The sequence below is a fragment of the Ruegeria sp. BB9 genome (assembly GCF_056539345.1).
Genome location: NZ_JBQFUU010000001.1, coordinates 1310522 through 1335699, shown reverse-complemented (window position 1 = coordinate 1335699; position 25178 = coordinate 1310522). Strand labels below are relative to the sequence as shown.

General features: G+C 59.9%; 25 protein-coding genes and 1 tRNA gene. 20 read left to right on the top strand and 6 right to left on the bottom strand.

Annotated elements, in window-relative coordinates; genetic code table 11:
• Positions 1-97: 97 nt before the first annotated feature.
• Entirely contained in the window at positions 98-2086 is a 1989-nt protein-coding gene (gene rpoD, locus ACR0FC_RS06690) for an RNA polymerase sigma factor RpoD (RefSeq protein WP_170339150.1), read from the top strand.
• Between the two features lie 187 nt (positions 2087-2273).
• Here rpoD and ACR0FC_RS06685 read toward each other — a convergent pair whose 3' ends face one another.
• Positions 2274-3293, bottom strand: coding sequence for a helix-turn-helix domain-containing protein (locus tag ACR0FC_RS06685; RefSeq protein WP_170339149.1), 1020 nt, complete (start codon positions 3291-3293; stop codon positions 2274-2276).
• A 412-nt stretch (positions 3294-3705) separates the two neighbouring features.
• Here ACR0FC_RS06685 and ACR0FC_RS06680 point away from each other — a divergent pair, with 412 nt between their 5' ends.
• The 4 genes from ACR0FC_RS06680 (at position 3706) to ribD (ending at position 6231) form a co-directional block, all read left to right on the top strand.
• Positions 3706-4107 (top strand): hypothetical protein, encoded by a 402-nt coding sequence (locus ACR0FC_RS06680; RefSeq protein WP_093961755.1) that lies wholly within the window; start codon positions 3706-3708, stop codon positions 4105-4107.
• A 22-nt stretch (positions 4108-4129) separates the two neighbouring features.
• Entirely contained in the window at positions 4130-4543 is a 414-nt protein-coding gene (locus ACR0FC_RS06675) for a secondary thiamine-phosphate synthase enzyme YjbQ (protein ID WP_170339147.1), read from the top strand.
• Between the two features lie 120 nt (positions 4544-4663).
• Entirely contained in the window at positions 4664-5134 is a 471-nt protein-coding gene (nrdR, locus tag ACR0FC_RS06670) for a transcriptional regulator NrdR (protein WP_039534475.1), read from the top strand.
• On the top strand, positions 5131-6231 hold the full coding sequence (ribD, locus tag ACR0FC_RS06665; protein ID WP_170339145.1) for a bifunctional diaminohydroxyphosphoribosylaminopyrimidine deaminase/5-amino-6-(5-phosphoribosylamino)uracil reductase RibD: 1101 nt from the start codon (positions 5131-5133) through the stop codon (positions 6229-6231). The genes nrdR and ribD overlap by 4 nt, the downstream gene beginning before the upstream one ends.
• Positions 6232-6240: 9 nt before the next feature.
• Here the strand turns inward: ribD and ACR0FC_RS06660 are convergent, their stop codons facing one another.
• The 3 genes from ACR0FC_RS06660 to ACR0FC_RS06650 form a co-directional block, all read right to left on the bottom strand.
• Entirely contained in the window at positions 6241-8241 is a 2001-nt protein-coding gene (locus ACR0FC_RS06660; RefSeq protein WP_170339144.1) for a capsular polysaccharide biosynthesis protein, read from the bottom strand.
• 3 nt (positions 8242-8244) lie between these two features.
• Positions 8245-9378 carry a polysaccharide biosynthesis/export family protein gene (locus ACR0FC_RS06655; protein ID WP_367646340.1) on the bottom strand — a complete coding sequence of 378 codons (1134 nt, stop codon included), beginning with the start codon at positions 9376-9378 and terminating at the stop codon, positions 8245-8247.
• Positions 9379-9470: 92 nt separating this feature from the next.
• Positions 9471-10769: a capsule biosynthesis protein gene (locus ACR0FC_RS06650; protein ID WP_170339140.1), complete on the bottom strand. Its 1299-nt coding sequence runs from the start codon at positions 10767-10769 to the stop codon at positions 9471-9473.
• A gap of 152 nt (positions 10770-10921) precedes the next feature.
• Here ACR0FC_RS06650 and ACR0FC_RS06645 point away from each other — a divergent pair, with 152 nt between their 5' ends.
• From ACR0FC_RS06645 to ACR0FC_RS06615, 7 genes are all read left to right on the top strand, one after another.
• Positions 10922-11509: a riboflavin synthase gene (locus ACR0FC_RS06645; protein ID WP_170339138.1), complete on the top strand. Its 588-nt coding sequence runs from the start codon at positions 10922-10924 to the stop codon at positions 11507-11509.
• A gap of 116 nt (positions 11510-11625) precedes the next feature.
• Positions 11626-12747: a 3,4-dihydroxy-2-butanone-4-phosphate synthase gene (gene ribB, locus ACR0FC_RS06640; protein WP_170339136.1), complete on the top strand. Its 1122-nt coding sequence runs from the start codon at positions 11626-11628 to the stop codon at positions 12745-12747.
• A gap of 2 nt (positions 12748-12749) precedes the next feature.
• Positions 12750-13301 (top strand): 6,7-dimethyl-8-ribityllumazine synthase, encoded by a 552-nt coding sequence (locus tag ACR0FC_RS06635; protein ID WP_093961763.1) that lies wholly within the window; start codon positions 12750-12752, stop codon positions 13299-13301.
• Entirely contained in the window at positions 13298-13780 is a 483-nt protein-coding gene (gene nusB / locus ACR0FC_RS06630) for a transcription antitermination factor NusB (RefSeq protein ID WP_093961764.1), read from the top strand. Before ACR0FC_RS06635 ends, nusB begins: the two co-directional genes overlap by 4 nt.
• Positions 13781-13847: 67 nt before the next feature.
• Positions 13848-14144, top strand: a complete 297-nt coding sequence (locus ACR0FC_RS06625) for a hypothetical protein (RefSeq protein ID WP_170339134.1) — start codon at positions 13848-13850, stop codon at positions 14142-14144.
• A gap of 489 nt (positions 14145-14633) precedes the next feature.
• Positions 14634-15611, top strand: a complete 978-nt coding sequence (locus tag ACR0FC_RS06620; RefSeq protein WP_170339133.1) for a PIG-L deacetylase family protein — start codon at positions 14634-14636, stop codon at positions 15609-15611.
• A 349-nt stretch (positions 15612-15960) separates the two neighbouring features.
• Positions 15961-16392: an MmcB family DNA repair protein gene (locus tag ACR0FC_RS06615; protein WP_170339131.1), complete on the top strand. Its 432-nt coding sequence runs from the start codon at positions 15961-15963 to the stop codon at positions 16390-16392.
• A gap of 2 nt (positions 16393-16394) precedes the next feature.
• On the opposite strand, the gene ACR0FC_RS06610 is transcribed toward ACR0FC_RS06615, so the two are convergent.
• Positions 16395-16583: a DUF6324 family protein gene (locus tag ACR0FC_RS06610; RefSeq protein ID WP_093961768.1), complete on the bottom strand. Its 189-nt coding sequence runs from the start codon at positions 16581-16583 to the stop codon at positions 16395-16397.
• 70 nt (positions 16584-16653) lie between these two features.
• On the opposite strand from ACR0FC_RS06610, the gene ACR0FC_RS06605 reads away from it, so the two are divergent.
• The 7 genes from ACR0FC_RS06605 (at position 16654) to ACR0FC_RS06575 (ending at position 23702) form a co-directional block, all read left to right on the top strand.
• The gene (locus tag ACR0FC_RS06605; RefSeq protein WP_170339129.1) at positions 16654-17145 is read left to right on the top strand and encodes a GNAT family N-acetyltransferase; all 492 of its coding nucleotides are present in this window, start codon (positions 16654-16656) and stop codon (positions 17143-17145) included.
• A gap of 47 nt (positions 17146-17192) precedes the next feature.
• Positions 17193-17269, top strand: a tRNA-His gene (locus tag ACR0FC_RS06600).
• Positions 17270-17634: 365 nt separating this feature from the next.
• On the top strand, positions 17635-18618 hold the full coding sequence (locus ACR0FC_RS06595) for a glycosyltransferase family 2 protein (RefSeq protein ID WP_170339127.1): 984 nt from the start codon (positions 17635-17637) through the stop codon (positions 18616-18618).
• Between the two features lie 5 nt (positions 18619-18623).
• Positions 18624-19559, top strand: coding sequence for a hypothetical protein (locus tag ACR0FC_RS06590; RefSeq protein WP_170339125.1), 936 nt, complete (start codon positions 18624-18626; stop codon positions 19557-19559).
• Entirely contained in the window at positions 19556-21550 is a 1995-nt protein-coding gene (locus ACR0FC_RS06585; protein ID WP_170339123.1) for a hypothetical protein, read from the top strand. The genes ACR0FC_RS06590 and ACR0FC_RS06585 overlap by 4 nt, the downstream gene beginning before the upstream one ends.
• Before the next feature lie 164 nt (positions 21551-21714).
• On the top strand, positions 21715-22719 hold the full coding sequence (locus ACR0FC_RS06580) for a glycosyltransferase family 2 protein (protein WP_170339122.1): 1005 nt from the start codon (positions 21715-21717) through the stop codon (positions 22717-22719).
• A complete protein-coding gene (locus ACR0FC_RS06575; protein WP_170339120.1) occupies positions 22719-23702 on the top strand; it encodes a hypothetical protein in 984 nt (327 codons plus the stop codon). Before ACR0FC_RS06580 ends, ACR0FC_RS06575 begins: the two co-directional genes overlap by 1 nt.
• Before the next feature lie 18 nt (positions 23703-23720).
• On the opposite strand, the gene ACR0FC_RS06570 is transcribed toward ACR0FC_RS06575, so the two are convergent.
• Entirely contained in the window at positions 23721-24023 is a 303-nt protein-coding gene (locus tag ACR0FC_RS06570; protein WP_093961773.1) for a DUF6476 family protein, read from the bottom strand.
• Here ACR0FC_RS06570 and ACR0FC_RS06565 point away from each other — a divergent pair.
• Positions 24022-25065 carry an RluA family pseudouridine synthase gene (locus ACR0FC_RS06565; RefSeq protein WP_170339118.1) on the top strand — a complete coding sequence of 348 codons (1044 nt, stop codon included), beginning with the start codon at positions 24022-24024 and terminating at the stop codon, positions 25063-25065. The two genes, ACR0FC_RS06570 and ACR0FC_RS06565, sit on opposite strands and share 2 nt — an antisense overlap.
• Positions 25066-25178 lie beyond the last annotated feature (113 nt).

Below are 25178 nucleotides of genomic sequence, written 5' to 3'. Positions count from 1 at the left end.
GCACTGGAAAAGAAAAACGGGTAAACGGGTGGCCGAATCACTTCTACGCGCTAATGATTCGGTTCCATCGAATCACCCATCCCTGCAGGAGCACTGAATGGCCGCCAAGGATACCAACGAGGAACGGAAGTCCGACGACCAGGAACAGGAAATCTCGCTGGACATGAGCCAGGCCCAGGTCAAGAAGATGATCGCCGAGGCTCGCGAGAAAGGCTACATCACTTACGATCAGCTCAACCAGGTCCTGCCGCCGGATCAGGTCAGTTCGGAACAGATCGAGGACGTCATGTCGATGCTGTCCGAGATGGGCATCAACATCATCGAAGACGAAGAGGCCGAAGAGGAAGAGCAGAAGGGCTCGACCGATCTGGTCACCACCGACAGCAACCGTGAGGTTGCGCTGGCCGGTGCACAAACCGAAAAGCTGGACCGGACCGATGACCCGGTGCGCATGTATCTGCGCGAGATGGGGTCGGTCGAACTGCTGAGCCGCGAGGGCGAAATCGCCATCGCGAAACGGATCGAAGCCGGTCGCAACACCATGATCCTCGGGCTCTGCGAAAGCCCGCTGACCTTCCAGGCGATCTCGATCTGGCATGACGAATTGTTGTCCGAGGATATCCTGCTGCGCGATGTCATCGATCTGGAAGCGACATTCGGCAATCAGATGGACGAGGATGGCGACGTAGAGGAGCCGGTGGTGGATACTTCGGCTGTCGCGGCCGCCAAGCCCGCCAAGGACACAGGTCCCGAACTGGATGCCGACGGCAACCCGATTGCCAACGACGATGACGATGACGAAGACGATCAGGCGAACATGTCGTTGGCTGCGATGGAAGCGGCGCTGAAAGATCAGGTTCTGACTCAGCTTGAGCGGATCTCGACGGATTTCGCAAAGCTGTCGGAAATGCAGGACAGCCGGATCTCGGCAACTCTGAACGAGGATGGGTCGTTCAGCGACAAGGATGAGCAGACCTATCAAAAGCTGCGCGCCGAGATCGTTGAACTGGTGAATGGCCTGCATCTGCACAACAACCGGATCGAAGCCCTGATCGATCAGTTGTACGGCATCAACAAAAGGGTGATGTCGCTGGACAGTGCCATGGTGAAGCTGGCCGACCAGGCCCGCATCAACCGCCGTGAGTTCATTGACGAGTATCGCGGTCGTGAACTTGATCCCAACTGGCTGTCCGACATGGCCCAAAAGCCGGGTCGCGGCTGGCAAATGTTCATCGAACGCTCGTCGGACAAGGTCGAGGAACTTCGCAACGACATGGCGCAGATCGGCCAGTATGTCGGTCTGGACATCAGCGAATTCCGCCGCATCGTGCAGCAGGTCCAGAAGGGCGAGAAAGAGGCGCGTCAGGCCAAGAAGGAAATGGTCGAGGCCAACCTGCGCCTGGTGATTTCGATCGCCAAGAAATACACGAACCGTGGCCTGCAATTCCTTGATCTTATTCAGGAAGGAAACATCGGCCTGATGAAGGCGGTGGACAAGTTCGAATACCGTCGTGGCTACAAGTTCTCGACCTATGCGACCTGGTGGATCCGTCAGGCGATCACGCGCTCGATCGCGGATCAGGCGCGCACGATCCGTATTCCGGTGCACATGATCGAGACGATCAACAAGCTGGTGCGGACCGGCCGCCAGATGCTGCACGAGATCGGCCGCGAGCCGACCCCCGAGGAACTGGCCGAAAAGCTGCAGATGCCGCTGGAAAAGGTCCGCAAGGTGATGAAGATCGCCAAGGAGCCGATTTCTCTGGAAACCCCGATCGGGGACGAGGAAGACAGCCAGCTGGGCGATTTCATCGAGGACAAGAATGCCGTGCTGCCGCTGGACAGCGCCATTCAGGAAAACCTCAAGGAAACCACCACGCGTGTACTGGCCTCGCTCACCCCGCGCGAGGAGCGGGTTCTGCGGATGCGTTTCGGCATCGGCATGAACACCGACCACACGCTGGAAGAGGTTGGTCAGCAGTTCAGCGTGACGCGCGAACGTATCCGGCAGATCGAAGCCAAGGCGCTGCGCAAGCTGAAACATCCCAGCCGAAGCCGAAAGCTGCGGTCCTTCCTGGATCAGTGATCAAAAAGGCGCCTCGACCGAGGCGCCTTTTTTCATTTGCACGGCGGTTTGGTTCACGAAGGCCAAACTTGAATTCAATTTGGCGGGAATTCGCAAGTGGTCAGGGCCTTCGCGGACCATATCGCTTGTGTCCACTCATGGGACAGGTCGGGGCGAGGCGGCAACGCTGATGACCCCCGGCCGCTTGTCAGGCAAGCTTTCTGCGCCGGGACTGATCCTTGAATGCGCTGGGAGATTGCCCGGTCCAGCGTTTGAAGGCAGTCGAAAACGCCGCCTGGTCGGCGTAGCCAAGGCTGTACGAGATCTCAGAAAGGCCCATGTCGTTCTTCAGAAACGTTCTGGCGAGGTCGCAGCGCAGGTCGTCGACAATTTCGCGAAAGCTGGTGCCTTCCTCGGTCAGGCGTCGACCGAATGTCCGCGGGCTCATGCCCAGATCCTTGGCAACCTGTTCGGCGCGGGCGATGGCCCCGGGAAGCGATTGGGTGATCCGCCCTTCGACCCGCGACCGTAGAGTCTGTTTTTCGTCACTGTTTTCATGCAGCAGACGGTCACCATATTCCATCAGGTGCTGTCGCAAGCTGGGGTCGTAGGTCGGGACGGGCACGTCGAGCGTTGATTGCGGCAAAATGATCTCCAGCTTTTCCGCGCCAAACACCACCGGGAACTTGCCGAGTTTCGAATAGTCTTCCTCTAGCGCGCCGACCTTGTGCTGAAACCGCAGTTCGATCGGTTGGATCGGGATCCCCGTGAGAGCACGCAGGCGGGCAATGCAGGCAAACATGAGGAACTCGGTTCGCCGGTGGTACCGCGAAAAGCTTGGGTCCTTCCACCTGGCCTCGATGGTTGCCGAATTGCCGGACTCGTGCAGCCTCACGGCGATGGCAGGATCAATCAGCCGGTGGAAGTGGTTGGCGTTCTCCAGAACCTGCCGCAGATCCCGGGAATACTTGCTGATATATGCCGTCAGGCTGGAGGTTGCACTGAACTGCAAACCCGTTCGCGCGCCGAACAGGATGTCGTTGAGTTCATCGCAAGCGTGGCGGGCGAACAATGCCTCGCTGTGGGCGCTGTACAGCTTTGCAGGCGGCGCGAGGTCTTGCGCACTCAGCCCGCTTTTGGCGAGGACACGAACGACCGTATCAGTATTCCCTGCCTGCGCCTGCAACGCGGACGCCAGCAACTGAATTCTGGCGATATCGACTTGCATGCCACGCTCCGGAACCCACTGAATTGGCCGGATTATGTAGCGAATTTTGTCATTTGCATAGTTTTTGTGAGGTGACAGTTCCCACACAGGTTCAGACACGGCGCAAGTATTTACGCCGGAAATGGCTTCAGATCACAAAGACGTGGCCGGGCAAAGAAAGACTCCGTGGTACGGCCGTCATAGATCAGCCGCGTGCCGGGTCAGTCCCGTGGGGATCGGGCAGAGCCGAAGGATTTGGTCACACCAACCGATCTGTGGCTCCCCGGCACACATTGAACGCATGTCCCGATTCCAAAGACGCAAGGCACCATTCGCATGCGCACCGTTCCTGAAATCATCGTGAACGGCGCTGTTCTGGGCTTGGTGGAAAACTAGGCTATGATGCGTGTCGAAATCAGGGAAGATATTTGCAATGAAACATATTCTGACATGCGCTGCGGTTGCGGCAATGGTTGCAGCCGCTCCGGTCGAGACTGATGCCGCCCCGAACGGGTACCGGACCGAGCCGATGAACAGCACCGATTTTGAGGTCATCCCTCGTGCCCGGCAGGACGTTGATGGGTATTGGTGCGCAGCGGCGGATTTTGCTCGGCGCAAACTGGGGGCCGGCTGGCAGCAGCGGATTTACGTTTTGCGCGGCTATGGGCCCAGTGTGACAACCGGGCGTCGGACCGCTGTGCAGTTTTCCATAAAACCGCCGACAGGCGGCGTGCCACAGCAACCCAGCGTAGTGGTTTCGGGATTTCAACCGGGCTACAGCATGTCGGTCCAAGGTGCGAACGCCCGATGCAACGTGCGCCCCTTCTTCAACTGACGCGAACAGGGCCACCCGGTTGATGCAGGCCGAATTCACCATCGAAACCCGAGGGCAGGGGCTGTACGAGTTCACCTCCGACATCCGTGACTGGCTGTCCGCAAGTGTGGCCGACGGATTGCTGACGCTGTTCGTCCGCCACACATCCTGTTCACTGTTGATACAGGAAAACGCGGATCCCGAAGTTCAGACGGACCTGCAGGCATTTTTCTCGCGGCTGGTTCCGCCCTCAGATCATCCATCGATGTCTTATCTGAAACATACGTATGAGGGGCCCGATGACATGCCGGCCCATATCAAGGCGGCGATGATGCCGGTCTCTCTTTCGGTCCCGGTCTTAAGTGGGCGCCCTGCCTTGGGAACATGGCAGGGTATCTACCTGTTCGAACACCGGACCGCGCCCCACGTTCGCCGAGTTGCGGCGCATTTTGGGTGACCCTGCATATAGCGGTTGAAATTTCCGACTACCCAAACTCTAGCGGCTGCCCTATAGTTGTGGATAAGTCGGCCACAGCGCTGACAAAAAGAGGCGGAACAAGGGACGAGGAGACGGCGGATGCGCTGCCCGTTTTGCGGAAATATCGATACTCAGGTCAAGGACTCGCGTCCGGCAGAAGATCACGTGGCCATCCGCAGGCGTCGGTTCTGCCCCGCATGCGGGGGCCGTTTCACCACCTATGAGCGGGTCCAGTTGCGCGACCTTGTGGTCATCAAGACAAATGGCAAACGCGAGGATTTCGACCGGGACAAACTGGAACGGTCAATCCGTATTTCGATGCAGAAGCGCCCGATTGATCCGGACCGCATCGACCAGATGATATCCGGCATCGTGCGGCGCCTGGAAAGCATGGGTGAGACCGACATTCCCTCCAACAAGATCGGCGAGATCGTCATGGAAGCTCTGGCGCGGATCGACACCGTCGCCTATGTTCGCTTTGCGAGCGTATACAAGAATTTCCAGGCGGCCGATGATTTCGAGGAGTTCGTCCACGAACTGCGCCCGCCGCAGCCATCGACTGACGAGTGACCGAAACAGACAAGCGATACATGGCGCTGGCCCTGTCCTTGGGGCGGCGCGGACAAGGATCTTGCTGGCCCAACCCCGCGGTCGGATGTGTTCTGGTGAAAAACGGCCGGATCGTCGGGCGCGGGTGGACGCAGCCCGGCGGTCGCCCTCATGCGGAAACCGAGGCTCTGGCCGAGGCCAGCGAACAAGCGCGTGGCGCGACGGCTTATGTTTCGCTGGAGCCATGTTCGCATCACGGCAAGACGCCACCTTGTGCTCAGGCGTTGATCGACGCCGGAGTGGCCCGTGTGGTTTCGGCGATCGAGGACAGCGATCCGCGCGTCGCGGGGCAGGGTTTTGCCATGTTGCGCGATGCCGGGATTGAGGTCACGACCGGGGTTCTGAGCGATCTGGCGGCAATGGACCACGCGGGCTTTTTCATGAAGACCGAGCAAGGCCGACCGTTCGTGACGCTGAAACTTGCCAGCAGCTTTGATGGACGAATCGCAACCGAGACCGGGCAGAGCAAGTGGATCACCGGCCCCGAGGCCCGCCGGGCGGTGCATGCCATGCGGGCGCAGCACGATGCGGTGATGGTCGGCGCGGGCACCGCGCGGGCCGACGATCCTTCGCTGACGGTTCGTGATCTGGGTATCGACCGGCAGCCCGTGCGTGTCGTGGTTTCACGTCACCTTGAATTGCCTTTGCTCAGCCAATTGGCCCGAACCGCCTCTGATATTCCCGTTTGGCTGTGCCATGGCCCGTCGCCCGATCCCGAGCGTGCCGCGGCGTGGCAGGGACTGGGCGCGCGGCTGATATCCTGCGCTTTGCAGGATCACCGGATCGACGCCGCAGACATGCTGCACCAATTGGGGCAGGCCGGTCTGACCCGGGTATTCTGCGAGGGGGGCTCGGCTCTGGCTGCGTCCCTGCTGGCAAATGATCTGGTCGACGAGCTGGTCGGTTTCAGCGCGGGCTTGGCCATCGGAGCCGAGGGCTTGCCCGCCATTGGCGCCATGGGGCTTGAGGAATTGGGGGACGCGCCCCGCTTTTCGCTGGTCGAAACCCGGGACTTGGGTGGCGATGTCCTGCATGTCTGGCGCAGGCCGGTCCGCTAGCGGCGAGCCCTAGCGCCACAGGTTCGCATGTGTTGCTAAAGCCCCCTGAAGCTTAGCCAGCAGCCGAATTGCCGGCCCAGCTGGTGCAATCGGGCCATTCGTCAAACGGTCTGCGACAACCTCCGCCGGGCATGCGTCGCGCGTGACTGGATCGAAATACCGTGGATAGTCGATGAGCGTGGCGTAGGCCAGGCCCAGCACTGTCGGTCGCGCGCCTCGTCGCGCCGGGACCGATCCAAGGTCGGTCGTCAGACCCCAGCCGGCGTAGAACGGAGCCCCAAGCGTAGTGACCTTTATCCCGCGCAGCAAAGCTTCGAACCCAAGCAGTGAGGTCATTGTCCAGACCTCATGAACCTCCGGCAGAACCAGTGCCGGATCCACATCGTGGAGGACGACATCCGCCAGACCCTCGGCGTCTATTCGACCGTCCCGAAGCCCGGCCTCAACATCCGGATGCGGCTTGTAGATCAGAACTGCGGCGGGATTGGCCGCGCGAACGGTGCTCAGCAACTCGAGATTTGTGCGGACCGTGCTGGTGCCCAACCGGATCGAGGCGTCGTCCTCTACCTGGCCAGGTACAAGAATCCGGTGCCCGTCCGGCAAGGGCGGGCAACCGCCGCCCGTATTGTATTTGCTTAGCCCCGCCGCGGTGAGTTGCGTCACCAGGCGGCGTATCCGTATCTCCTGATCGGGTCGCAACTCTTCGCGAGCGGTGATCAGTTCTTCCAGACGGCTGGGTCGGGTGGGGTCGTAGTAAATTCCAAGGTCGTCGGTCACAAGTGAAAGCGGGGGCACAAGGTTGGCCCCCAACCCGCGCGAGCGCAGAAAACCGTCTTCGACGCGGACCACATCTTCGGCTTCCAGATCACGATTGGCCCAGACCATATGGGACCGATCGGTCGCCGAGGGCCGTTCCGGCACGAAACGGACTTTTTTCCACTTCCCGAAGGTTTGCTGAATATGCCTGCGTTTCCACAGGCGCATTCCAGACGCTGTCCAGCCGTGCCTGTCCTGTCGCCAGGCGCGGCTCTGGGCTTCAAGCGTATCCAGCACCGTTTCAAGCTCACACAGCTGGTCGCGATAGGGATCGTACCACGTCGGGTACAGTATCATGGCGGCAGCGAATAGTTGGGCGCGAGTCAGATTGCGCTGCCGGCGCGGCAGAGGCATCTCGTCCTGCGTCAGACCCCACCCGGCGTAGAAGGGTTGCCCAAAAACCCTAGGTTTGTGACCGGCCAGAATGGCCTCAAACCCCAGTTGCGAGGACAGGGTATAGACCCCAATCGCGCCTTCCAGCAATGACCAGGGGCTGATCTGATCCGCCAACAGGGAAACACGGTCAGTTTCGTCATCCTCCGAGAAGAAACCGCGCCGGTGACCCTGCAGTGTTTCCGGGTGGGTCTTGATGATCACACGCGCCCCGGGGTTTTCCTCTTGGGCCATGATCAGCATTTCCAGAAACCGCGCAGGGTCGCCCCGGCTTGCCGTAACCGCCGCATCGCCCTGTATCTGATCGACAACCAGTACATAGCCCGGATCCGGGGGTGCGATATCCGGGTCGCATGCCGAATACTTGCTCAGATGCGATTCCTTCAGCCGTGCGATCGCGCCGCGCGCCCGATCCAGCAGGGCGGTGTCATCCAGCGGGTGCGTGGCCAGCAGAGTTTCGAGGTCCGACGGCTGTGACGGATCGAAATGCATCGCACGTCGTTCCAGAAGCAGGCCCAGCGGCGGCTCGTGATCGCGCCCCGGCAGCAGGGATCGCAGGAATGCATCCTCGACCCGCAACAGCGGGATATTCCGGTCTTTCGCAACTCGGGTTCCGCGGTGCGCAGTCGGGCTTTCGCCCCAGATGCCCACCATGTCGCCCGAACGCGGAAGCCCAACGCGAATGTCGAATCCCGTCAGCGACAGGATGCGGCGGATCCTACGTTGGGTCAGAAACCCGCCGTTGTAGACATACAGGCGCGTTCGATCCTCGGCGTCCGCAGTGTCGGCGCCGGGTTTCATGCCTCAGTTTCCGGTCAGCGTGGCGACGTTTGCAACGGGTGTCAGACCGCCGGCAATCAGCGAAATCGACTTGGTCCACTGTGCATACGGGGCTTCGGTCACGTAAATCGTGTCGTCGTCGCGGATCACGAAATCACGTGCCACAAACAGACCGTTGGGCGCCGTGAGGTTCAGCAGGTAGATCACGCGTTGTTCGCCCTGAAGGTTCGGCTGGCCCAGCACTTTGCGTGCGATATCTTCGCGCTCGTCCCTCAGAACGAAAATACCGGTGGGATCTGAGGACAGCGACTGCAAGCCGCCGACCTGCGCCAGCGCTTCCAGCGCGGACAGATCCTGACTGTCGAAAGCGACCCGGGATTGCCCACCCGTGGCCCCCAGCGCGACATACGACCGGGTGTCCTGTTCGACCAGGATGCGATCACCACCGCGCAGTGCGATGTCGGTTTCAGGATTGCGGAACAAATCGTCATACCAAACGGTACCACGCTGATTGCCGCGGATCACCGTGACCAGCGCAATATCCGGGGCGACCGCCACGCCACCGGCCCTTGCCAGCATGGTGGAAAGCGTGCGGGTCGGGCGCTCGATCGGGTAGATGCCAGAGGCACCGATCGTACCGGTTACCGAGACCGTCGCACCGTCACCCGCCACGCGGCGGATCTGAACCTGCGGGTCAGGTGTCTGCTCGCGCAGCTTTTCCGCAATCAGCGAGCGTAGCTGCTCGGGCGTGTTGCCCGAGGCGCGCAAGCGGCCGGCATAGGGCACGAAAATAAAGCCTTCGCTGTCGACCTGAACCTCATCGAGATTGGTCGATGGGCCGGTTTCACCAGCCAGCAGACCGTCGTCGACGTTTTCCCAGATGGTCAGGCCAAGCACGTCGCCGGGACGAATGGTGTCGGATGTTACGCTTTGTGCTGACCGGAAGGCGGGCGGAAAGCCAAACTGTGGAACCGCAGAGGTGACGTGGGCCACCCGGTCATCAACTTCGACCACGTGGGCGTTGCCGCCATTGACTGTCGAGCCCGCAAGAATTTCGGTTTTGTTCGGCCCGGCCTTGGGCAGTTGGCACGCTGTCAGAAGGCCAATGGCTGCTACGAGGGACAACCCTCGTATCCATCGAGTAGGGAAACGCTGCACTGCCGAAATACCTCGAGTTTCGTATGTAGTCTTTTGGATTGCGGTCAAACTAGCGGTTTCACACTTCAAGTTCCAGCCAGCCAAGCACCGTGTCATTCAACGATTTTCAACTGTGGCGTGATGGTCGCGATTCCGGTCAGCGCGGCCTGATAAGGGTCGCGAGCCTGCAACATCATGTCAGCAACCCGCCGCAGCAACTGGCGCCGTCCGCCGCGTGAGTAATAGCCGCCCGGCACCTGGCTGGTTTCCAACAGAAATTGGCGGTATGCCCTATAGGCTTCCGTGTCCGGTTTTTGCGGGTGCCTAAAAAATTCGTCAATCGGTTGATGCGAGACCAGTTCAGGCTTGTCGTAGACCGACTTGCCGAAGACACGCAGAGGGATGCCGCGCCACAGAGCCTGCTGTCCGGCGGTGGAGTTGATGGTCAGGGCCGAGCTCGCGTGATCCAGAAGGCGCGCCAGCTTTCCCCCGGGCACGTAATGCACGCGATCCGAGATGCCCAATTCGTGCGCAAGTGCTTGGACGCGTCTTCTTAGCGGCTCGCGCTGGTTTTCCAGCGGGTGTTCCTTGATGACCAGGCGGTGGTGAGGCGGAGCGCCCTTGGCGAACCCCTCCATCACCGGGGTGATGAAATCGGCCATGCATGAAAAGTCTGAATGCGCCTGGACTGAGCTGTCGTGCCCCAGTTGCAGCAGCACCAGATGATACGGGAACCCGCCGCGCCTTACGTGCCAAGTGGCGAGAACGCGCTGCAGTCGATGGATTGGCATGAGCGCCAAACGTTTGAAATACAGTTTGAATTCCTTTGAGACAGGCACTTCTCGGTGCGGGTGGAAATTCCGGTACCCACGGTTCGCACACAGAACGAACCAGTGGTACAGTGCGCCGTAGAAAATGTGTTGCCGCATATCCCCCCAATGTGACGGGGGTGGGGGCGTTTTGGCGCCCGAGCTTTGCAACGCTTGCTGCATCTGGGCGATTTCCAGATCCATCAGGCGAGAATGTCCGTTGGACCCATTGCGCTCATAGGTGACCCACCAAGGTCGAAGGTACCCTTCCTCGAACACGTGAACACGGATGCCGTGGATTCGCGCCGTACGGATCGCGTCGGCGTGCACCGGGCGAACATCGCCATAAAGCACGATGTCGGTAACACCGCGCGACAGGATGATGTTCGTCAGGCTTTCCGGCCAGTCGTCGAGCCGGCCCCGATAGGGGATATAGCTGGCGCGATCGAACCAAAACGCCTGGTCCCCGGCATTGAACCCCACACGCCACACCCGCGCGCCAGCCGCGCGCAACATGCGACCAAGGCCGCTGAAGAACGGCCCATGCGGCCCCTGCAGAAACAGGAATACGCGACTGTCGGAGGTGTCCTTCGGTTGCCTCATGCCAGATGCTCGAATTCTGGTTGCCCGTGTTTTGTTGAACAAACTATGCCTTTTTGCAGCCAGCCGGGCAAGGCAGGGCTTGCTCCGCCCGCCACTTGGCCTTACCTCGGCGTGGATTGCATGGCACAGCTTAGGCGCAAAGGGTTAACGGAATGTTCACTGGGATCGTCACCGATATCGGCACAATCATCGAGTTGGAGCAGCAGGGCGATCTGCGGGCGCGCATCCGGACAGGCTATGATACATCCGGCATAGATATTGGTGCGTCGATCGCCAGCGACGGGGTTTGCCTGACCGTCATCGCGCTGGGTGATGACTGGTACGATGTTCAGATCAGCGCCGAGACCGTTTCCAAAACCAATCTGGACGGCTGGAATGTGGGCTCAAGGGTCAACCTTGAACGGGCCTTGAAGGTGGGTGACGAATTGGGTGGCCATATCGTTTCCGGGCACGTCGATGGCGTCGCCGAGATCGTCGCGATGGCCGAAGAAGGAGACAGCACCCGCGTAACCCTGCGCGCGCCCAAGGATTTGGCGCGCTTCATCGCGCCCAAGGGCTCGGTTGCTCTGAACGGCACTTCGCTTACGGTCAACGACGTCGACGGTTGCGATTTCGGGATCAACTTCATTCCTCATACCAAAGAGGTGACGACCTGGGGCGCGGCGAAGGTCGGAGATCGGGTCAATCTGGAAATCGACACGCTCGCCCGGTACGTGGCCCGTCTGGCCGAGGTTTCGTGATCGCCAGCGAGGAAATTGCGTCGCGTTAGGTATGGCCCACTTCGTTTGCGGACTGGCCTTTGTGCGCGCGCTGGTCTATCCCGCGATGCAACACCTGCTCTGTGAAAGGCTGCCCCATGAGCTTTGAAACACCCGGACCGGTCGAGGCCCAGCTGCGCGAAGCGATCAGCGCGATCGAAGAGATCATCGAAGAGGCGCGCCAGGGCCGGATGTACATCCTGGTCGACCACGAGGACCGCGAAAACGAAGGCGACCTGGTGATCCCGGCGGAATTCGCCGATGCCGAGGCGATCAATTTCATGGCCACCCATGGCCGCGGCCTGATCTGCCTGCCGATGACGGCCGAGCGGATCGACCGGCTGGGCCTGCCGATGATGGCCGTGAACAACTCGTCGCGGCACGAAACCGCCTTTACCGTCTCGATCGAAGCACGCGAAGGCGTTAGCACCGGCATTTCCGCCGCCGATCGGGCGCTGACCATCGCCACCGCGATCAACGAGCAGAACACCATGGCGCATCTGGCCACGCCCGGCCATGTCTTTCCGCTGCGCGCCAAGCGGGGCGGGGTGCTTGTACGCGCCGGCCACACCGAGGCCGCCGTGGACATTTCGCGCCTCGCCGGGTTGAACCCCTCGGGCGTGATCTGCGAGATCATGAAGCCCGACGGCACCATGGCCAGGCTGCCCGATCTGGTCGAATTCGCTAAGGAGCACGGTCTGAAGATCGGCACCATCAGCGACCTGATCTCGTACCGCGCGCGCCACGACAATCTGGTGGTCGAGACCGCGCGCCGGATGGTCACGTCTGAATATGGCGGTGAGTGGGAGATGCGGATCTTCACCGATCAGACCCACGGGATTGAGCATTTGGTGATGATCAAGGGCGACATCAGCACGCCCGAGCCCGTCCTGACCCGCACCCATGCGCTGCACGAGGCCTCGGACATTCTGGGTCTTGGCCCGAAATCGCCGCAGGAACTGCCGCGCGCGATGGAAAAGATAGCCGCCGAGGGGCGGGGCGTGGTCTGCCTGTTCCGCAACCCGCGCAACTCGCTGTACGCGGCCGAGGACGAAGGCCCGCGCACCATCAAGCAAACCGGTCTGGGCGCGCAGATCCTGTCCAAGATGGGCATAAAGGAACTGGTGCTGCTGACCGACTCGCCGCAGACGAAATACCTAGGTCTGGACGCCTTTGGTCTGTCCATCGTCGGGACCCGCTCGATTTTCAAGGATGACTGAGCATGGCTGAGCAAGACAAACACGGCGTTCTGCCGACCCCGAAATTCGAGGACCCGGTCAAGCTGCTGATCGTCGTGGCCCCGTTCTATCGCGCCATCGCCGACGACCTGGTTCGCGGCGCCAAGGCCGAAATCGAGGCCGCCGGCGGCAGCTGCGAGGTGGTCGAGGTGCCCGGTGCGCTCGAGATCCCGACGGCGATTGCCATGGCCGACCGCCAGTGCAACTTTGACGGCTACGTCGCACTGGGCTGCGTGATCCGGGGCGAGACCACGCATTACGAAACCGTCTGCAACGATTCCAGCCGCGCAATCCAACTGCTGGGCCTGCAGGGCCTGTGCATCGGCAACGGCATCCTGACGGTTGAAAATGACGCGCAGGCCGAAGTGCGTGCAAATCCGGAAAAAATGAACAAAGGCGGCGGCGCGGCGGCTGCGGCCTTGCATCTGATCGCACTCAGACGTAAGTGGGGCGCTTCGAAAAAGGGCGTCGGATTCAAGCCGCCGTCCGAGTCCATCCTCGTGGCGGGCGACAGCAACGGATCAACGACAGCATGACCCAGACAGACACGCCGAAACCGGCAAGCCGGAAACGCCTGATGAAATCCGCCGCGCGGCTGTATGCCGTGCAGGCGCTGTTCCAGATGGAGCAGTCGGGCCAGACGACCGAGCAGGTGGTCAACGAGTTTCTGGATCACCGGTTCGGCGCGGTCTACGAGGGCGACGAGATGCTGGAAGGCGACAGCTCGGTCTTCCGCAAGCTGGTGGATGACGCGGTGAACTATCAGGCGCCGATCGACCAGATGACCGACCGGGCGCTGGTGGCCAAGTGGCCGATCTCGCGCATCGACCCGACCTTGCGGGCGCTGTTCCGCGCGGCCGGCGCCGAGCTGAGCCAGAGCGACACGCCGCCCAAGGTGGTCATCACCGAATTCGTCGACGTGGCGCGCGCCTTCTTCCCCGAAGGCAAGGAACCGAAATTCGTCAACGCGGTTCTGGACCACATGGCCCGCGAGGCCAAGCCCGAGGCGTTCTGACGCGCCACGGGCGATTTTACCCGGCATGAAATTGCGCTAGACTCCTGTCGTGTGAAGGAGGTGCGTCATGCCGAAACTGATCCGTCTTTACATCACCCAGGTTGCACTGGGCTTTGTAGTCTCGGCTGTGTTTGTCGCCGTGCTGCTGATGTTGAACGTGGCCAACCTGCGCCACCTCATCACCGGGTCCGACATAGGCTTTATCGCTCTGATCATGATCTGGTTCATGAACGGGATCGTTTTTGCGGGCGTCCAATTCGCCTATGCGATCATGAGCATGGCCGAAAAGCCCAAAGGCCCTCGCGGAGGAACCCCGGTTGCGGTCAAGCTGGAACCTGTGCGCGTCGAAGCGCGCCGGTCGTGATGGGTGGTTGCTGACGCTTGCAATTGGTCTGCCCCTGACATTTGATGCGAAAGCGTATCGAATTGTCCATGAAAGACCGATTCCTTGACCAAGCCAAGTTATGAAGACGTCAGAAATTCGCCGGCGTTTCTGGATGATCTGTGAAGTTTGAATCAGGCGATTGCGGACGGGCTGAAACAAGCAGGCGAGCCGGTCGCGATCAATGGAAACGTGTGCTACGCACACATGCAGGAGGACTTTCACACATCCGATCTGGCGCCATCGATGGAGCCGAAACGGCGTGCTCTTCACCGGCTGGCACAGGAAAGCAATTGTTTTGCCGAGGTCGGAGTGGCGGGCGGTCACGCGGGTCTGTTGGCGCTGCACTCGAACCCCGGTTTGAAATATATCGGCATCGACCTTGGACAGCGTTTGCGCGCCTCGTGGCCGCCGGTCGACATCTATGTGCCGATTGCATTCCGATGGTTCGAAAACCGCTTCCCTGATCGCGTGAAGTTCTACCTCAGGCCGGCGACCGAAGGGCTTGAGCAGGCGGTTCAGGATCGGCCGTTCGGCCCGATCAACCTGTTGCACTTGGATGCGCAGAAGAACAGCAGGGTCGCCGAGCTGGATGCGGTCTGGTCTGGCCTGGCTGACAGATGCTACTTGATTCAGGGAGACAACCGAAACGGCCATGTGCAGGCAAGCTCGGCCCGTTTGGTCCAGCAAGGGCGCGCGCGGCCGGTCAACCTGATTGGGCAGGAAACCCTGCACAGCGCGAATTTCGGCCTTTTGGAGACCGGCCCGGGCGTTGTGCGCAACGCACTCAGCCTGGACGGGCTTGCCCATCAGCGCATTCTTGTGTGCGTGTGCCATCAGGATGATGAAACGCTGTTTGCCGGCTCACTTCTGGCGCACCTCAAGGGGCGTGCCGAAGTTGTCGTCGCAAGCTTCTTCCGGCCTGCATCCAACCGTAGAGACACCGACACGCGCGAGGCAGCGATGCAAAAGGTGTGCGAAATGATTGGTGCCACCCGGGTGCAACTGCCTTTTGCGGTCGAAAGTGATTACCCGAGGCTGCGCCGTTTTATTCGCATGCCAACCGGCGATGGCTTGCCAGAACCCGAAATCGTCCGGCCATTGCGCCGCCATCCGTTGTTTGGACTGTTATCTGGATCTGCCTATGCGTTGATGAAGCAGTTCGCGCCGACAACCGTCATCACTCACAACCGAGTTGGCGAATACGGGCATGTCGAACACGTGCTGCTGCATCATGCGGTCAAGCAGGCATCTGCACGTTACACGGACGTCCAGATGTTGACGTTTGGATTGAACCTGCCAGCGGCAGATTTGACCGTGCCAAGCCTGCCGGAGCAAAAAAATAGGATGTTTGACGGCTATATGCCGCAATGGAACGGGCGCAGGCTTTATGATTTTGCTCTGGATGACGAAACCTTCGCACGGGTCGATCCGCAAGAAATCCCCTGATCGGAAAGCGGCGGGACCACCAGGCAACCGTGCGGTTTTGATTCCCGAGGACCTGTATGTACAGGTGGGCGCCAGGTAAACGGGCCAGGACCCGAACAGAGCCAGCTCCCTCGGAATTGCTTAAGGCCACCGGAATGCTACCAGTCACGAGAAGGGCAGAACCCGCCAAGGACGTAAGTAGGGCGCAACACTGAGTTGCACAAGGGGCTTGCACAACAGTTTTTGGTCTGGGTCGTGCGGAAGTTGATTGTGGGGGCAAATCTTGGGCATGCGGGCCGGATCAAATCCGGGATGATGATCAACACCTGCCAACTTGACAATTTGTTCACTAATTGTTCACACTCTGCGTATGACAGTTGAACTTCAGCCCGGACAAAGACTGGCCAGGGGTGTCTCTCGACACCTTGTGACGCACGGCTTTGTTTCGATTGAGGAATTCGTCCCGACCCGCGGGTTGCGCGTTGACGTCATGGGGTTGGGGCCAAAGGGCGAGCTATGGGTGATCGAGTGCAAGTCCAGCCGGACGGACTACATGTCCGATTCGAAGTGGCAGGGTTATCTGGATTGGTGCGACCGCTTCTTCTGGGCGGTGGACACGGACTTTCCCACCGAGCTGCTGCCCGCTGAAACCGGACTTATCATTGCGGATGCTTATGACGCCGAGATCGTACGCATGTCCCCCGAGGCCAAGTTGGCCGGGGCAAGACGCAAAAAGATGATCCAGAAATTTGCCATGGACGCCGCGCGGCGGTTGCATGGCCTGCGTGACCCTCGGCTTTGACTTCAGCCTTTGACGGCGCGTGCGGCTTGTGCTGCGGCGCGGATCTCGTCGGCGATTTCCTCGGCTTCTTCCGGGTCGAAATCCATGGGGATTTCAAGCTCGCCCGCCTCGATGAACAGGCGCACCATTCCATGGTCGGTCGGACCGATCTGAAGGTTCGCTTCGATGTCACGTTCGGTATTGATGCCCATTCTCGCCTCCGGGGACTGAGCGTTTCTGCTAGCCTGCAACGCAATGGGAATCAAGCGGAGTGTGTGGCCGATGTCGCAAGGGGACTATGCTGTGATCCGGCCGTTTCGCGACGATGACCGCGATTGGCTGGTCGAGCGCCACGGAACGCTTTACGCGCGGGATGAAGGGTTTGACGAGAGTTTCGCCCCGCTGGTGGCCCGTATTCTGGACGAATTTGTCGCCAGGCATGATCCCCAACGCGAGAGGGGATGGATCGTTGAAAGTGACGGAAGGCGCCTTGGTAGTATTTTCTGTGTCGCGCTGGATGAAACCACCGCCAAACTGCGCCTTTTTCTGCTGGAACCCGACGCGCGGGGCAAGGGGCTTGGGGCGCGGCTTTTGATGACATGCATGGGTTTTGCACGATCCGCAGGGTACACGTCGATGGTCTTGTGGACCCACGAAAGCCACAGGGCTGCCTGCAAGCTGTACCGGGCCCATGGATGGCGCCTGACCGACAGCAAATCGGTTCATTCCTTCGGCGTCGATCTCATCGAACAAAGCTGGTCAATTCGACTTTAAGGCTCTTGCAATCCCCGAACGCGTTCGTTAAATCGCCCCTCACGAGTGCCGCCTTAGCTCAGTTGGTTAGAGCGCTGGATTGTGGATCCAGAGGTCCCCTGTTCAAGCCAGGGAGGCGGTACCATCTCCCCTCGACAAGACTGCTCGTCCTCCGCCTGTGACTGTGCGCTTTTTTTCCGTCAGTCCGGTGAGGATTACAGAGGCCGGCCGCACGATATTTTCGGTGCAACCGGCGGAATTAAATTGGTTTTTACTGTTCCCCTTTACGCCGGAAGCCGTAGGTTTGGGATTGTGCGAGAGGGCAATGGACCCCGGATGGAACCTGTCGCCTGCTTCAGTGGTGCTATGTGCACTTGCGTCTGAACGTCGGGTGCGCGTGTAGCGGTGCACCAGTTGGAGCAGACATTCCCTCGCACGGAATTCGACCCTCGCAGCATTGGTGCGCTTTGTGTAAGAAGAAGGTCAAAGGCAGTTCGGGAACAGGCGTAAATGTCTCAGACCATTACCGTATTCACGACGATGAAGAACGAAGGCCCCTACATGCTGGAGTGGGTCGCATTTCATCGGACTTTGGGCGTCGATCACTTTGTGATCTTCACCAACGACTGTGAGGACGGTACCGACAGAATTGCACAACGCCTTGAGCAGATGGGTTTGGCATCCCACGTCCCAAATGCTGTGCCTGAGGGTGGAAACCCCCAGCACCAGATGCTCCGGCGGGCACGGCGGCATCCCAAGGTCAAAGAAGCCGATTGGCTGATGTGCCTTGATGTCGATGAGTTTTGGAACATCCGATGCGGCGACAACAGCTTCGCGGCGTTGATTGATGCCGTCGAACAGAAGGCAGGACAATCGGTGGACGCCATTTCGTTCGCATGGCGGTTGTTTGGGACGTCGGGCAATATCAGTTTTGACGACACGCCCGTGACACGGTCTTTTTGCATGGCCGATCAGGAGTTTCCCTATCATTCGGGTCGCGCATATGGTCTGAAAACGCTGTTTCGGAACAATGGCAAGTTCACTCGGTTCGGTCCGCATAGACCCAAGGGCATTGAACAGGGCAAAGAGGCCGAGGTCGCATGGTCGGACGCCGGCGGAAATCTGTTTCCGGCCCAGAATGTCGGTTGGCGCGCGTGGAGGAATTTTGACCATTCCTTCGGACGGCTCCATCATTATTCCGTTCGATCTCTGGATGGCTTTCTTATCAAGCGGGACCGGGGGCGGACCAACCACGTAAAGGTGGATCAGGGGCAATCCTACTGGTCGGACATGAATGCAAACAAGGTTAAGGACACCTCGATCCAGCCGATCGCTCAGCGTGCAGCACCGTTGCTTGACGAACTCAAATCGGATCCCGAGCTGCGCGAATTGCACGAACGGGCCTGCGACTGGCACCGCGCCAAAATCGCCGAGATCAAGATGCGCCCTGATTGGGTGGAGTTCCGGTCTTGGCTGGCCGACAATCTGGTGTGACGGCCATGGCGGACGACCTGACCAAAGCGCAGCTGCAACCTGACCACCCGGATCGGAAGACCGGCTATGAACGCATTCTGACCGATCCGCCTCCGCCTTGGTTTGTCGAGATTTACCCCGGCGGGGACGGGACGGGGTTTCTGCAAAAGCTCGACCGTCACTCGGTTCTCTTCCACCAGCGTGACTCGGCGCGGCTGGTCATCAGTTTTGACAATATTGCAAATGCCAATGACCTGTCCTTTGCCCGCGAGCCGTGGGGCTGGAAGTTTTTCCGGGACGAGGGATGGTCCCATCTGGGCGTGATCGCCCGCACAAAGGCATGGTATCGCGACCCCGAAATCATCGGTTATTTCGAGGACAAGGCGCGCGAAAGGTTTTTTGACCAGTTCGATCAGGTCGTGTTTGCCGGAGCGTCCATGGGAGGGTTTGCTGCGTTGACGTTCTCAGCGCTGGTGCCGGGTGCGATCGTCATTGCTTTCAATCCTCAGACCACATTGGACGAGCGGCGGGTCCCTTGGGAAACTCGCTATCGGTTCGGTCGTGTCCAGGACTGGGATCTGCCGCTGAGTGACGCTGTCGAAACCGTTCAGGCCGCCGCCCGGGCCTATGTGTTTTACGACCCGTTTTTTGACTTGGACAGGCAACAGGTCACACGGCTGCAGGGCGGCAATGTCGTTCTTCTCAAAACCTGGTTCGCCAACCACTTCGCCGCACCAATGCTGCGGAAACTCAATCTTTTGAAGCCGGTGATGCAGCAGGCGATGCGCGGGACCCTGGAGCCATCCGAGTACTACAAGATGATGCGTGCGCGCCGAAGATTGCCAATCTACATGCGCGGTATTGAAGCTGTGGGCGAAGAACGTCACCCAAAGCTGGTAATGGCCGCCCGCCAGCGGTTCCGGGCCATGCGCCGGGCTATGGCGGCAGGGGACGCGTCATGACGCCCAAACGGGGCGTGTTCATCGGCCAGCGCAAGGACCGCATGGGTGCCCGACTGCTGATGATGCTGACCTGCATACGCCTGGCCGAGGATTTCGACGCGGATTATCGGGTCAACTGGTTTCCACCCGGGGCAGATGCCCCCGAACTGGACAACCCGGAAGAGCTGTTCGATCCCGAATGGATCAAGTCTCACTTTCTGGATCAGAAAACCCACGATCGGCTGGCGAAGGATGCGCTGCCGGTCTGGAGCTTTTTGGGCGACGCGACGCCCGATCGGCTGATGGCGCATCTGGCCGCCGGCCGTTCGGTCTTGGTCGAAGAGGGGTTTGAGGTTCTTGCCTTTCCTTGGGAGGATATTGAGGCGATCCGCCCGCGCTACCGCGAGTTCATTCACCGTATCGGGTTCACTCTGCATATCCGGCACATCATGGGGCTTGCCGATGCCAGGCTCTCGGGGCAGGGCGTTTCTGCCTACCATATCCGGCGCGGTGACATCCTGAACGCGCTGCCCTGGAAGCACACCACTTGGCCGGCAAAGGTCGAGCCGGAAGAACTCTACGATATGCATCTTTCCAAGAGGCTGGACCGGCCCGCGATCATGTTCTCGGACCAGCCCGAACTGATTGCGCGGTTTCAAAAGCGTTATCCGAACCTGATGCAGATGTCCGACATTGCGAACCTGTCGGGAATGACCCGAGCACAGCGCGACTTTCTCGAGCTTTACGCGATGTCCCGGGCCGAGCAGGTGATCGCTCCGTTCATCTCGGCTTTTTCCATGGCGGCCGCACGGATATCTGGGCAGCAAAGACTGGTATTCCGCGATGTCCTGACCGAGGCTGAACTGGACGAGGCAAACGAAAACGTCATCCGACGTGTGGCGCAAGGGCCCGAGACTTTTCTGAACCCGTCAGAGGCCGCCCATGTCTATGCCAAGGCCGCGCAATACCTGTGCGCTCAGGATCGGTGCCAAGAGGCTTATGATCTGGGTCAGCCCATCCTCGATGCCGGGGCGGACAACGCTTTTCTGCCCCTGTTGCAGGCGTTGAATGCGTTCTACCTGGGCAAGTGGAAGGAAAGCGAGCAGTTGGCCCGGGACGGGTTGGAAAACCCGCATCTTTGGCCCGAAGATCACGCGGTTCTGACTGCATTGCGGGGGGCCATCCTTGGCGCCAGAAAGAAACGCTGGGCTGCCGGGCGTCATTTCGCAAAAGCGTTTTGGGCCAAGCCGTTGCGACCCGATGTTGTGGTTTTGGGTTCGCGCATGCTGTACCGCGACCAACTGCCCGTTCGACTGTTTCCGCCGGTGGATTGGTCCCTGCAGCGCAGGCTGCGCCAACGTCGGTTTCCTCCGTTCAACAACCTGTACCTTGTCCAGCACAAGGTGATCGTGAGGGCGCCCTGCAATTTCGACATGATCCTGCTTGATTGGTCCGATCTTTCCTTGGACCAGCGCGCCAAGCGGCTGCAGGACAGCAGTCCGCGCCTGCAAGCTTTGTGGGCCGGGCTGACTGCGATCGACGACGTGCCGGAACAAGACCCCGCTGTAGAAAGCCTGTCATCGTTGCTGCAATGGCGCATGGGCGAGGTTGCCGTCGAGGCGGCAATTGATGCCGCCCGGGACGTGGTTCTTCGGTGCCCTGACAACCCCCTGTACCACAAACGTCTTGCCGAGCTCTATGCGGATGCCGGTGACCGACGACAGGCGCGATTGACTATGGCCGAGGCGCTGGCTTGTGACCCTGACAGCGCGTTTTTGGTTTTCGCGATGGGGCAACTCTTGGTGCGCATCGGCGCTGAAGAGCAGGCCGAGGCGCAGATCCTGCACGCGGCCGAGCTGGACGACATCACCGCTGCCATTCAAGGGGCCGCGGGTCAGATTTGCCTGAAGCGTGGTGAAAAACAGCGGGCGCAAGTGTTTCTGCAACGGGCCAAGGCGTTGTGCCCAACCTACAAACGGTTTTCCAATCAACTCAAAAGGGCAGAAGGGTAACATGCGGGCCTTTCGCGATATCCAGCACCATTCAGGGTCATCTGTGTGCAAACACACCCAAGGTTTCGGCTTGGTCACCGCCTGCAATGGAATTAGTCTGCCGGGCAAACACTGGTCTTGCGTGCCCGCGTCCGGCCTGCATGGCACCAAAAACTGAGGCAAAAATGGTCGATCAGCCCCCCCGCTTTGTCAGCGTTACCCCGATGAAGAACGAAGGCCCTTTCGTTCTGGAATGGGTCGCGCACAATCAGGCTATTGGCATCGACCAGATGGTCGTGATGACGAATGACTGCACGGACGGGACGGATGAGTTGCTCGAGCGGCTAGAAGAGCGTGGGGTTCTGATCCATGTGGACAACAATTCCCGTCGCGCAACAAGCCCTCAGAAACGCGCGTACAAACGCTTTTTGCAAATGGAGATCGCGGGTCCTGAAGACTGGGTGATCGTGATCGACGCCGACGAGCAAATCAATGTGAAGACGGGCGACAACACACTGAAGTCATTGGTTGATGCTGTGCCTGATGCCAAGATGATTTCAATGACCTGGCGGTTGTTCGGCAATGCCGGAGTGGTTCAGTACGAAGACAGGTTCCTGTCCGAGCAATTCCGCCATGCTGCCCCCGAACGCAAACCCAGACCGGCGCAGGCATGGGGGCTGAAGACGATGTTCCAGCGGCGCTTGTGGGATGTGATCGGTGTTCATCGCCCCAAACGTCCGACGGTCGATCGCATGGAAGACTGCCATTGGTACAATGGTTCAGGCCAACCAATGCCCGAGCGGTATTTTACAAGCAGTTGGCGGTCGGCGCGGGACTCGGTCGGATATGACCTTGTGCAACTCAACCATTATGCTCTGAAGTCCTGCGAAAGCTACTTGGTCAAAAAAGTGCGGGGAAGGGCTCATCACACGGGCGACAGCCTCGGCTTGGAATACTGGAACATCATGAACCAGAATGCGGTGGTCGAGACTTCGATCGATGCGATTGCCGCGCGCAAGCGGGACTGTTTCGACGACCTGATGTCGGATCCTGAAACGGCTCGCTTGCACCACCAATCCTGCGAACTGCACCGCAAACAGATATCGGAACTGCTGGGCACGTCCGAGATGCAGGAGTTGATGCATCAGATGACCACGCAGGCCGATACCATGACAAGAGGCGCGACCTGATGCTGTGGTTGCATTTGGGGATGCCGAAGACCGGGACGACGGCCTTGCAGTCCTATCTGCGCAACAATGCGTCGGCCTTGTCGGATGCCGGGCTCAGATACATGGAGGCCGGACGTCGCAGACCGGAAGGTGACGATCGCCCCAAGGTCAGCCACAATCTGTTGGCGTTCCACATGAACCAGTCCGCAGAGCCGATGGACAAGTACCGTGAGGCCGTTGCGCGCGAGTACGAGGCACATGGCAGCAAGGCCTGCCTGATGTCGTCGGAAATGTTCTATTCGGCCGATTTGGAACGGCTTGCGCAGCTCTTTACCGAGATACCCGCACGCGAAATGCGTGTGGTATTCTATTGTCGCCGCTACTCCGATTTCTTCGAGGCGGATTACAAGCAGCGGGCCAAAAATGGCCGTTTGCCAGCCGACGGTTCAGCCTTGATTCGGGACCGGTTGGCGAAAATCGAGGCCGAGCCTCACTCGGTTTCTTTTTCCGGCGCGGTTAACCGAATCCGCAACGCGTTCCCGGGTGTCACGGTTGTGCCGGCACTCTATGATCGCGACGAAATGCTGAATGGCAATATCGTCGATGACTTCCTGAACAAACTGGGCGTGTCGCGACCCGGAGGTGAGGTTGCCAGTGAGCCTGCCAATCCAACACTGTCCCGCGCTGCAAGTGAAGCCTTTGGCGTTGTCACGCGAGCCATCGGGCGCAAGCGTAGCCGCCAACTGCGTCGTCAGGTGCCCAAAGAACCCATCATGTTCCGGCGCCACGACGTTTTGGAACCCGAGGAACGGGCATGGCTTGATACCTATTTGACCGAAGCCGACGAAGGGTTTCGTGCTGAATTCTTTCCCGACCGGGACACTCTGTTCCAGCCGGTCTGGCTGAGCCCGGACGAAGTCAGGTTTCGTCGTGAGGCACCGGACGAGATCGTTGCGTTCAAGCAGGCTGCTGAAATCGTGTTCAGAATGGCCTTGGGTGAATAGGCTGGCGGCGCCACAGGCCTAATCAAGCGAGATCTGCTGTCGTTGCTTCCCCGTGGTCTTGTCAAAAATCAGGATGCGGTTGTCATCGGTCACCACGGCGAACCAGTTGTTTCCGATGGTCACGGCTTGGGCCTTTGCACCGTCCGGCAGTTCGATCTGATCGGGCAGGGTGGGGGTCCGGTCGGATAGACGGATGACAATCAAAGCGAATGTCACTAGAACCCCGCCAATCATCACCGCGGTCAGCAGCATGACCATGCGGCGCAGAAGGCGCAGTTGAGGCGTTTCCTGCGGTTCTTGGGGATCTGAAGGGACAGTCATGGGCACCCGGCAAATAGACTTCGTTATCACGGACGCTCCGCCGCCCCGCCTTGATAAGGCGCTTTCGCGGGATGTTCCAGCAGATGAAAACCTGTCGCGTACCCGGCTGGCCCGGCTGATCGAAGAGGGCGCGGTTCTGGTCGACGGCAAGGTCGTGCTCGACGCCAAAGCCAAAGTGCCGGAAGGCGCCGTTGTGTCCATAACCGTCTCCGAAGCGGACGAGAGTCACATCGGGGCCGAGGACGTTCCGCTGGACATCGTGCATGAAGACGCTGACCTGATCGTGATCAACAAGCCTGCGGGCATGGTCGTCCACCCGGCACCGGGATCGCCCAACGGCACTTTGGTGAACGCCCTGCTGCACCACTGTGGCGAGGAATTGTCGGGGGTAGGCGGGGTCAAGCGGCCGGGCATCGTGCACCGGATCGACAAAGATACCAGCGGGTTGCTGGTGGTTGCCAAATCGGACGCCGCCCACCAGGGGCTGGCGGCCCAGTTCGAGGCGCACAGCGTCGAGCGCTACTATCGCGCGGTCTGCTATGGCGTTCCGGATGCCAATGACCCGCGGCTGCGCGGTGTCAAAGGCGTGAGTTTTGAGCCCGGCAACGTGATGCGCATCACAACGCAACTGGCCCGGCACAAACATGATCGGCAGAAACAGGCGGTGCTTTTTCATGGCGGGCGTCATGCCGTGACGCGTGCGCGCGTCGTTGACGTGTTCGGACAACCCGGCGCGGTATCATTGATCGAGTGCTGGCTGGAAACCGGACGCACCCACCAGATTCGGGTGCACATGGCACATGCGGGCCACGGCTTGGTGGGCGACCCGGTCTATGGCGGCAAGCGTAAACTGTCGGCCCGGTCGTTTGATGCAGACGCTGCGGAGGCGGTGCGTGCGTTTCCGCGCCAAGCCCTGCACGCGGCTGTCCTGGGCTTTGTACATCCCGTCTCCGGCGAGGAAATGCGTTTTGAAGCAGCATTGCCGCAAGATATCGAGGCACTCATCTCGGTTCTGAAACAACCTGCAAAGTCTCGTGACTAAGACTTTCTTAGCTTTCCTTTATCGTTCCTTAATCCCAGACTGTTAATACCTGCTCTTGAATGGTCCTGAACGTGGCCCCATATCCATGTTAAGGGCGTAAACATTTGTCCAAG

What these genes read in the sequence shown, in the direction of transcription:
- rpoD (WP_170339150.1), top strand. Translation starts at nt 98, where the DNA reads ATGGCCGCCAAGGATACCAACGAGGAACGGAAGTCCGACGACCAGGAA.
- ACR0FC_RS06685 (WP_170339149.1), bottom strand. Translation starts at nt 3,293, where the DNA reads ATGCAAGTCGATATCGCCAGAATTCAGTTGCTGGCGTCCGCGTTGCAG.
- ACR0FC_RS06680 (WP_093961755.1), top strand. Translation starts at nt 3,706, where the DNA reads ATGAAACATATTCTGACATGCGCTGCGGTTGCGGCAATGGTTGCAGCC.
- ACR0FC_RS06675 (WP_170339147.1), top strand. Translation starts at nt 4,130, where the DNA reads ATGCAGGCCGAATTCACCATCGAAACCCGAGGGCAGGGGCTGTACGAG.
- nrdR (WP_039534475.1), top strand. Translation starts at nt 4,664, where the DNA reads ATGCGCTGCCCGTTTTGCGGAAATATCGATACTCAGGTCAAGGACTCG.
- ACR0FC_RS06660 (WP_170339144.1), bottom strand. Translation starts at nt 8,241, where the DNA reads ATGAAACCCGGCGCCGACACTGCGGACGCCGAGGATCGAACGCGCCTG.
- ACR0FC_RS06650 (WP_170339140.1), bottom strand. Translation starts at nt 10,769, where the DNA reads ATGAGGCAACCGAAGGACACCTCCGACAGTCGCGTATTCCTGTTTCTG.
- ACR0FC_RS06645 (WP_170339138.1), top strand. Translation starts at nt 10,922, where the DNA reads ATGTTCACTGGGATCGTCACCGATATCGGCACAATCATCGAGTTGGAG.
- ribB (WP_170339136.1), top strand. Translation starts at nt 11,626, where the DNA reads ATGAGCTTTGAAACACCCGGACCGGTCGAGGCCCAGCTGCGCGAAGCG.
- ACR0FC_RS06635 (WP_093961763.1), top strand. Translation starts at nt 12,750, where the DNA reads ATGGCTGAGCAAGACAAACACGGCGTTCTGCCGACCCCGAAATTCGAG.
- nusB (WP_093961764.1), top strand. Translation starts at nt 13,298, where the DNA reads ATGACCCAGACAGACACGCCGAAACCGGCAAGCCGGAAACGCCTGATG.
- ACR0FC_RS06625 (WP_170339134.1), top strand. Translation starts at nt 13,848, where the DNA reads ATGCCGAAACTGATCCGTCTTTACATCACCCAGGTTGCACTGGGCTTT.
- ACR0FC_RS06615 (WP_170339131.1), top strand. Translation starts at nt 15,961, where the DNA reads ATGACAGTTGAACTTCAGCCCGGACAAAGACTGGCCAGGGGTGTCTCT.
- ACR0FC_RS06610 (WP_093961768.1), bottom strand. Translation starts at nt 16,583, where the DNA reads ATGGGCATCAATACCGAACGTGACATCGAAGCGAACCTTCAGATCGGT.
- ACR0FC_RS06605 (WP_170339129.1), top strand. Translation starts at nt 16,654, where the DNA reads ATGTCGCAAGGGGACTATGCTGTGATCCGGCCGTTTCGCGACGATGAC.
- ACR0FC_RS06595 (WP_170339127.1), top strand. Translation starts at nt 17,635, where the DNA reads ATGTCTCAGACCATTACCGTATTCACGACGATGAAGAACGAAGGCCCC.
- ACR0FC_RS06590 (WP_170339125.1), top strand. Translation starts at nt 18,624, where the DNA reads ATGGCGGACGACCTGACCAAAGCGCAGCTGCAACCTGACCACCCGGAT.
- ACR0FC_RS06585 (WP_170339123.1), top strand. Translation starts at nt 19,556, where the DNA reads ATGACGCCCAAACGGGGCGTGTTCATCGGCCAGCGCAAGGACCGCATG.
- ACR0FC_RS06580 (WP_170339122.1), top strand. Translation starts at nt 21,715, where the DNA reads ATGGTCGATCAGCCCCCCCGCTTTGTCAGCGTTACCCCGATGAAGAAC.
- ACR0FC_RS06575 (WP_170339120.1), top strand. Translation starts at nt 22,719, where the DNA reads ATGCTGTGGTTGCATTTGGGGATGCCGAAGACCGGGACGACGGCCTTG.
- ACR0FC_RS06565 (WP_170339118.1), top strand. Translation starts at nt 24,022, where the DNA reads ATGGGCACCCGGCAAATAGACTTCGTTATCACGGACGCTCCGCCGCCC.
- ACR0FC_RS06570 (WP_093961773.1), bottom strand. Translation starts at nt 24,023, where the DNA reads ATGACTGTCCCTTCAGATCCCCAAGAACCGCAGGAAACGCCTCAACTG.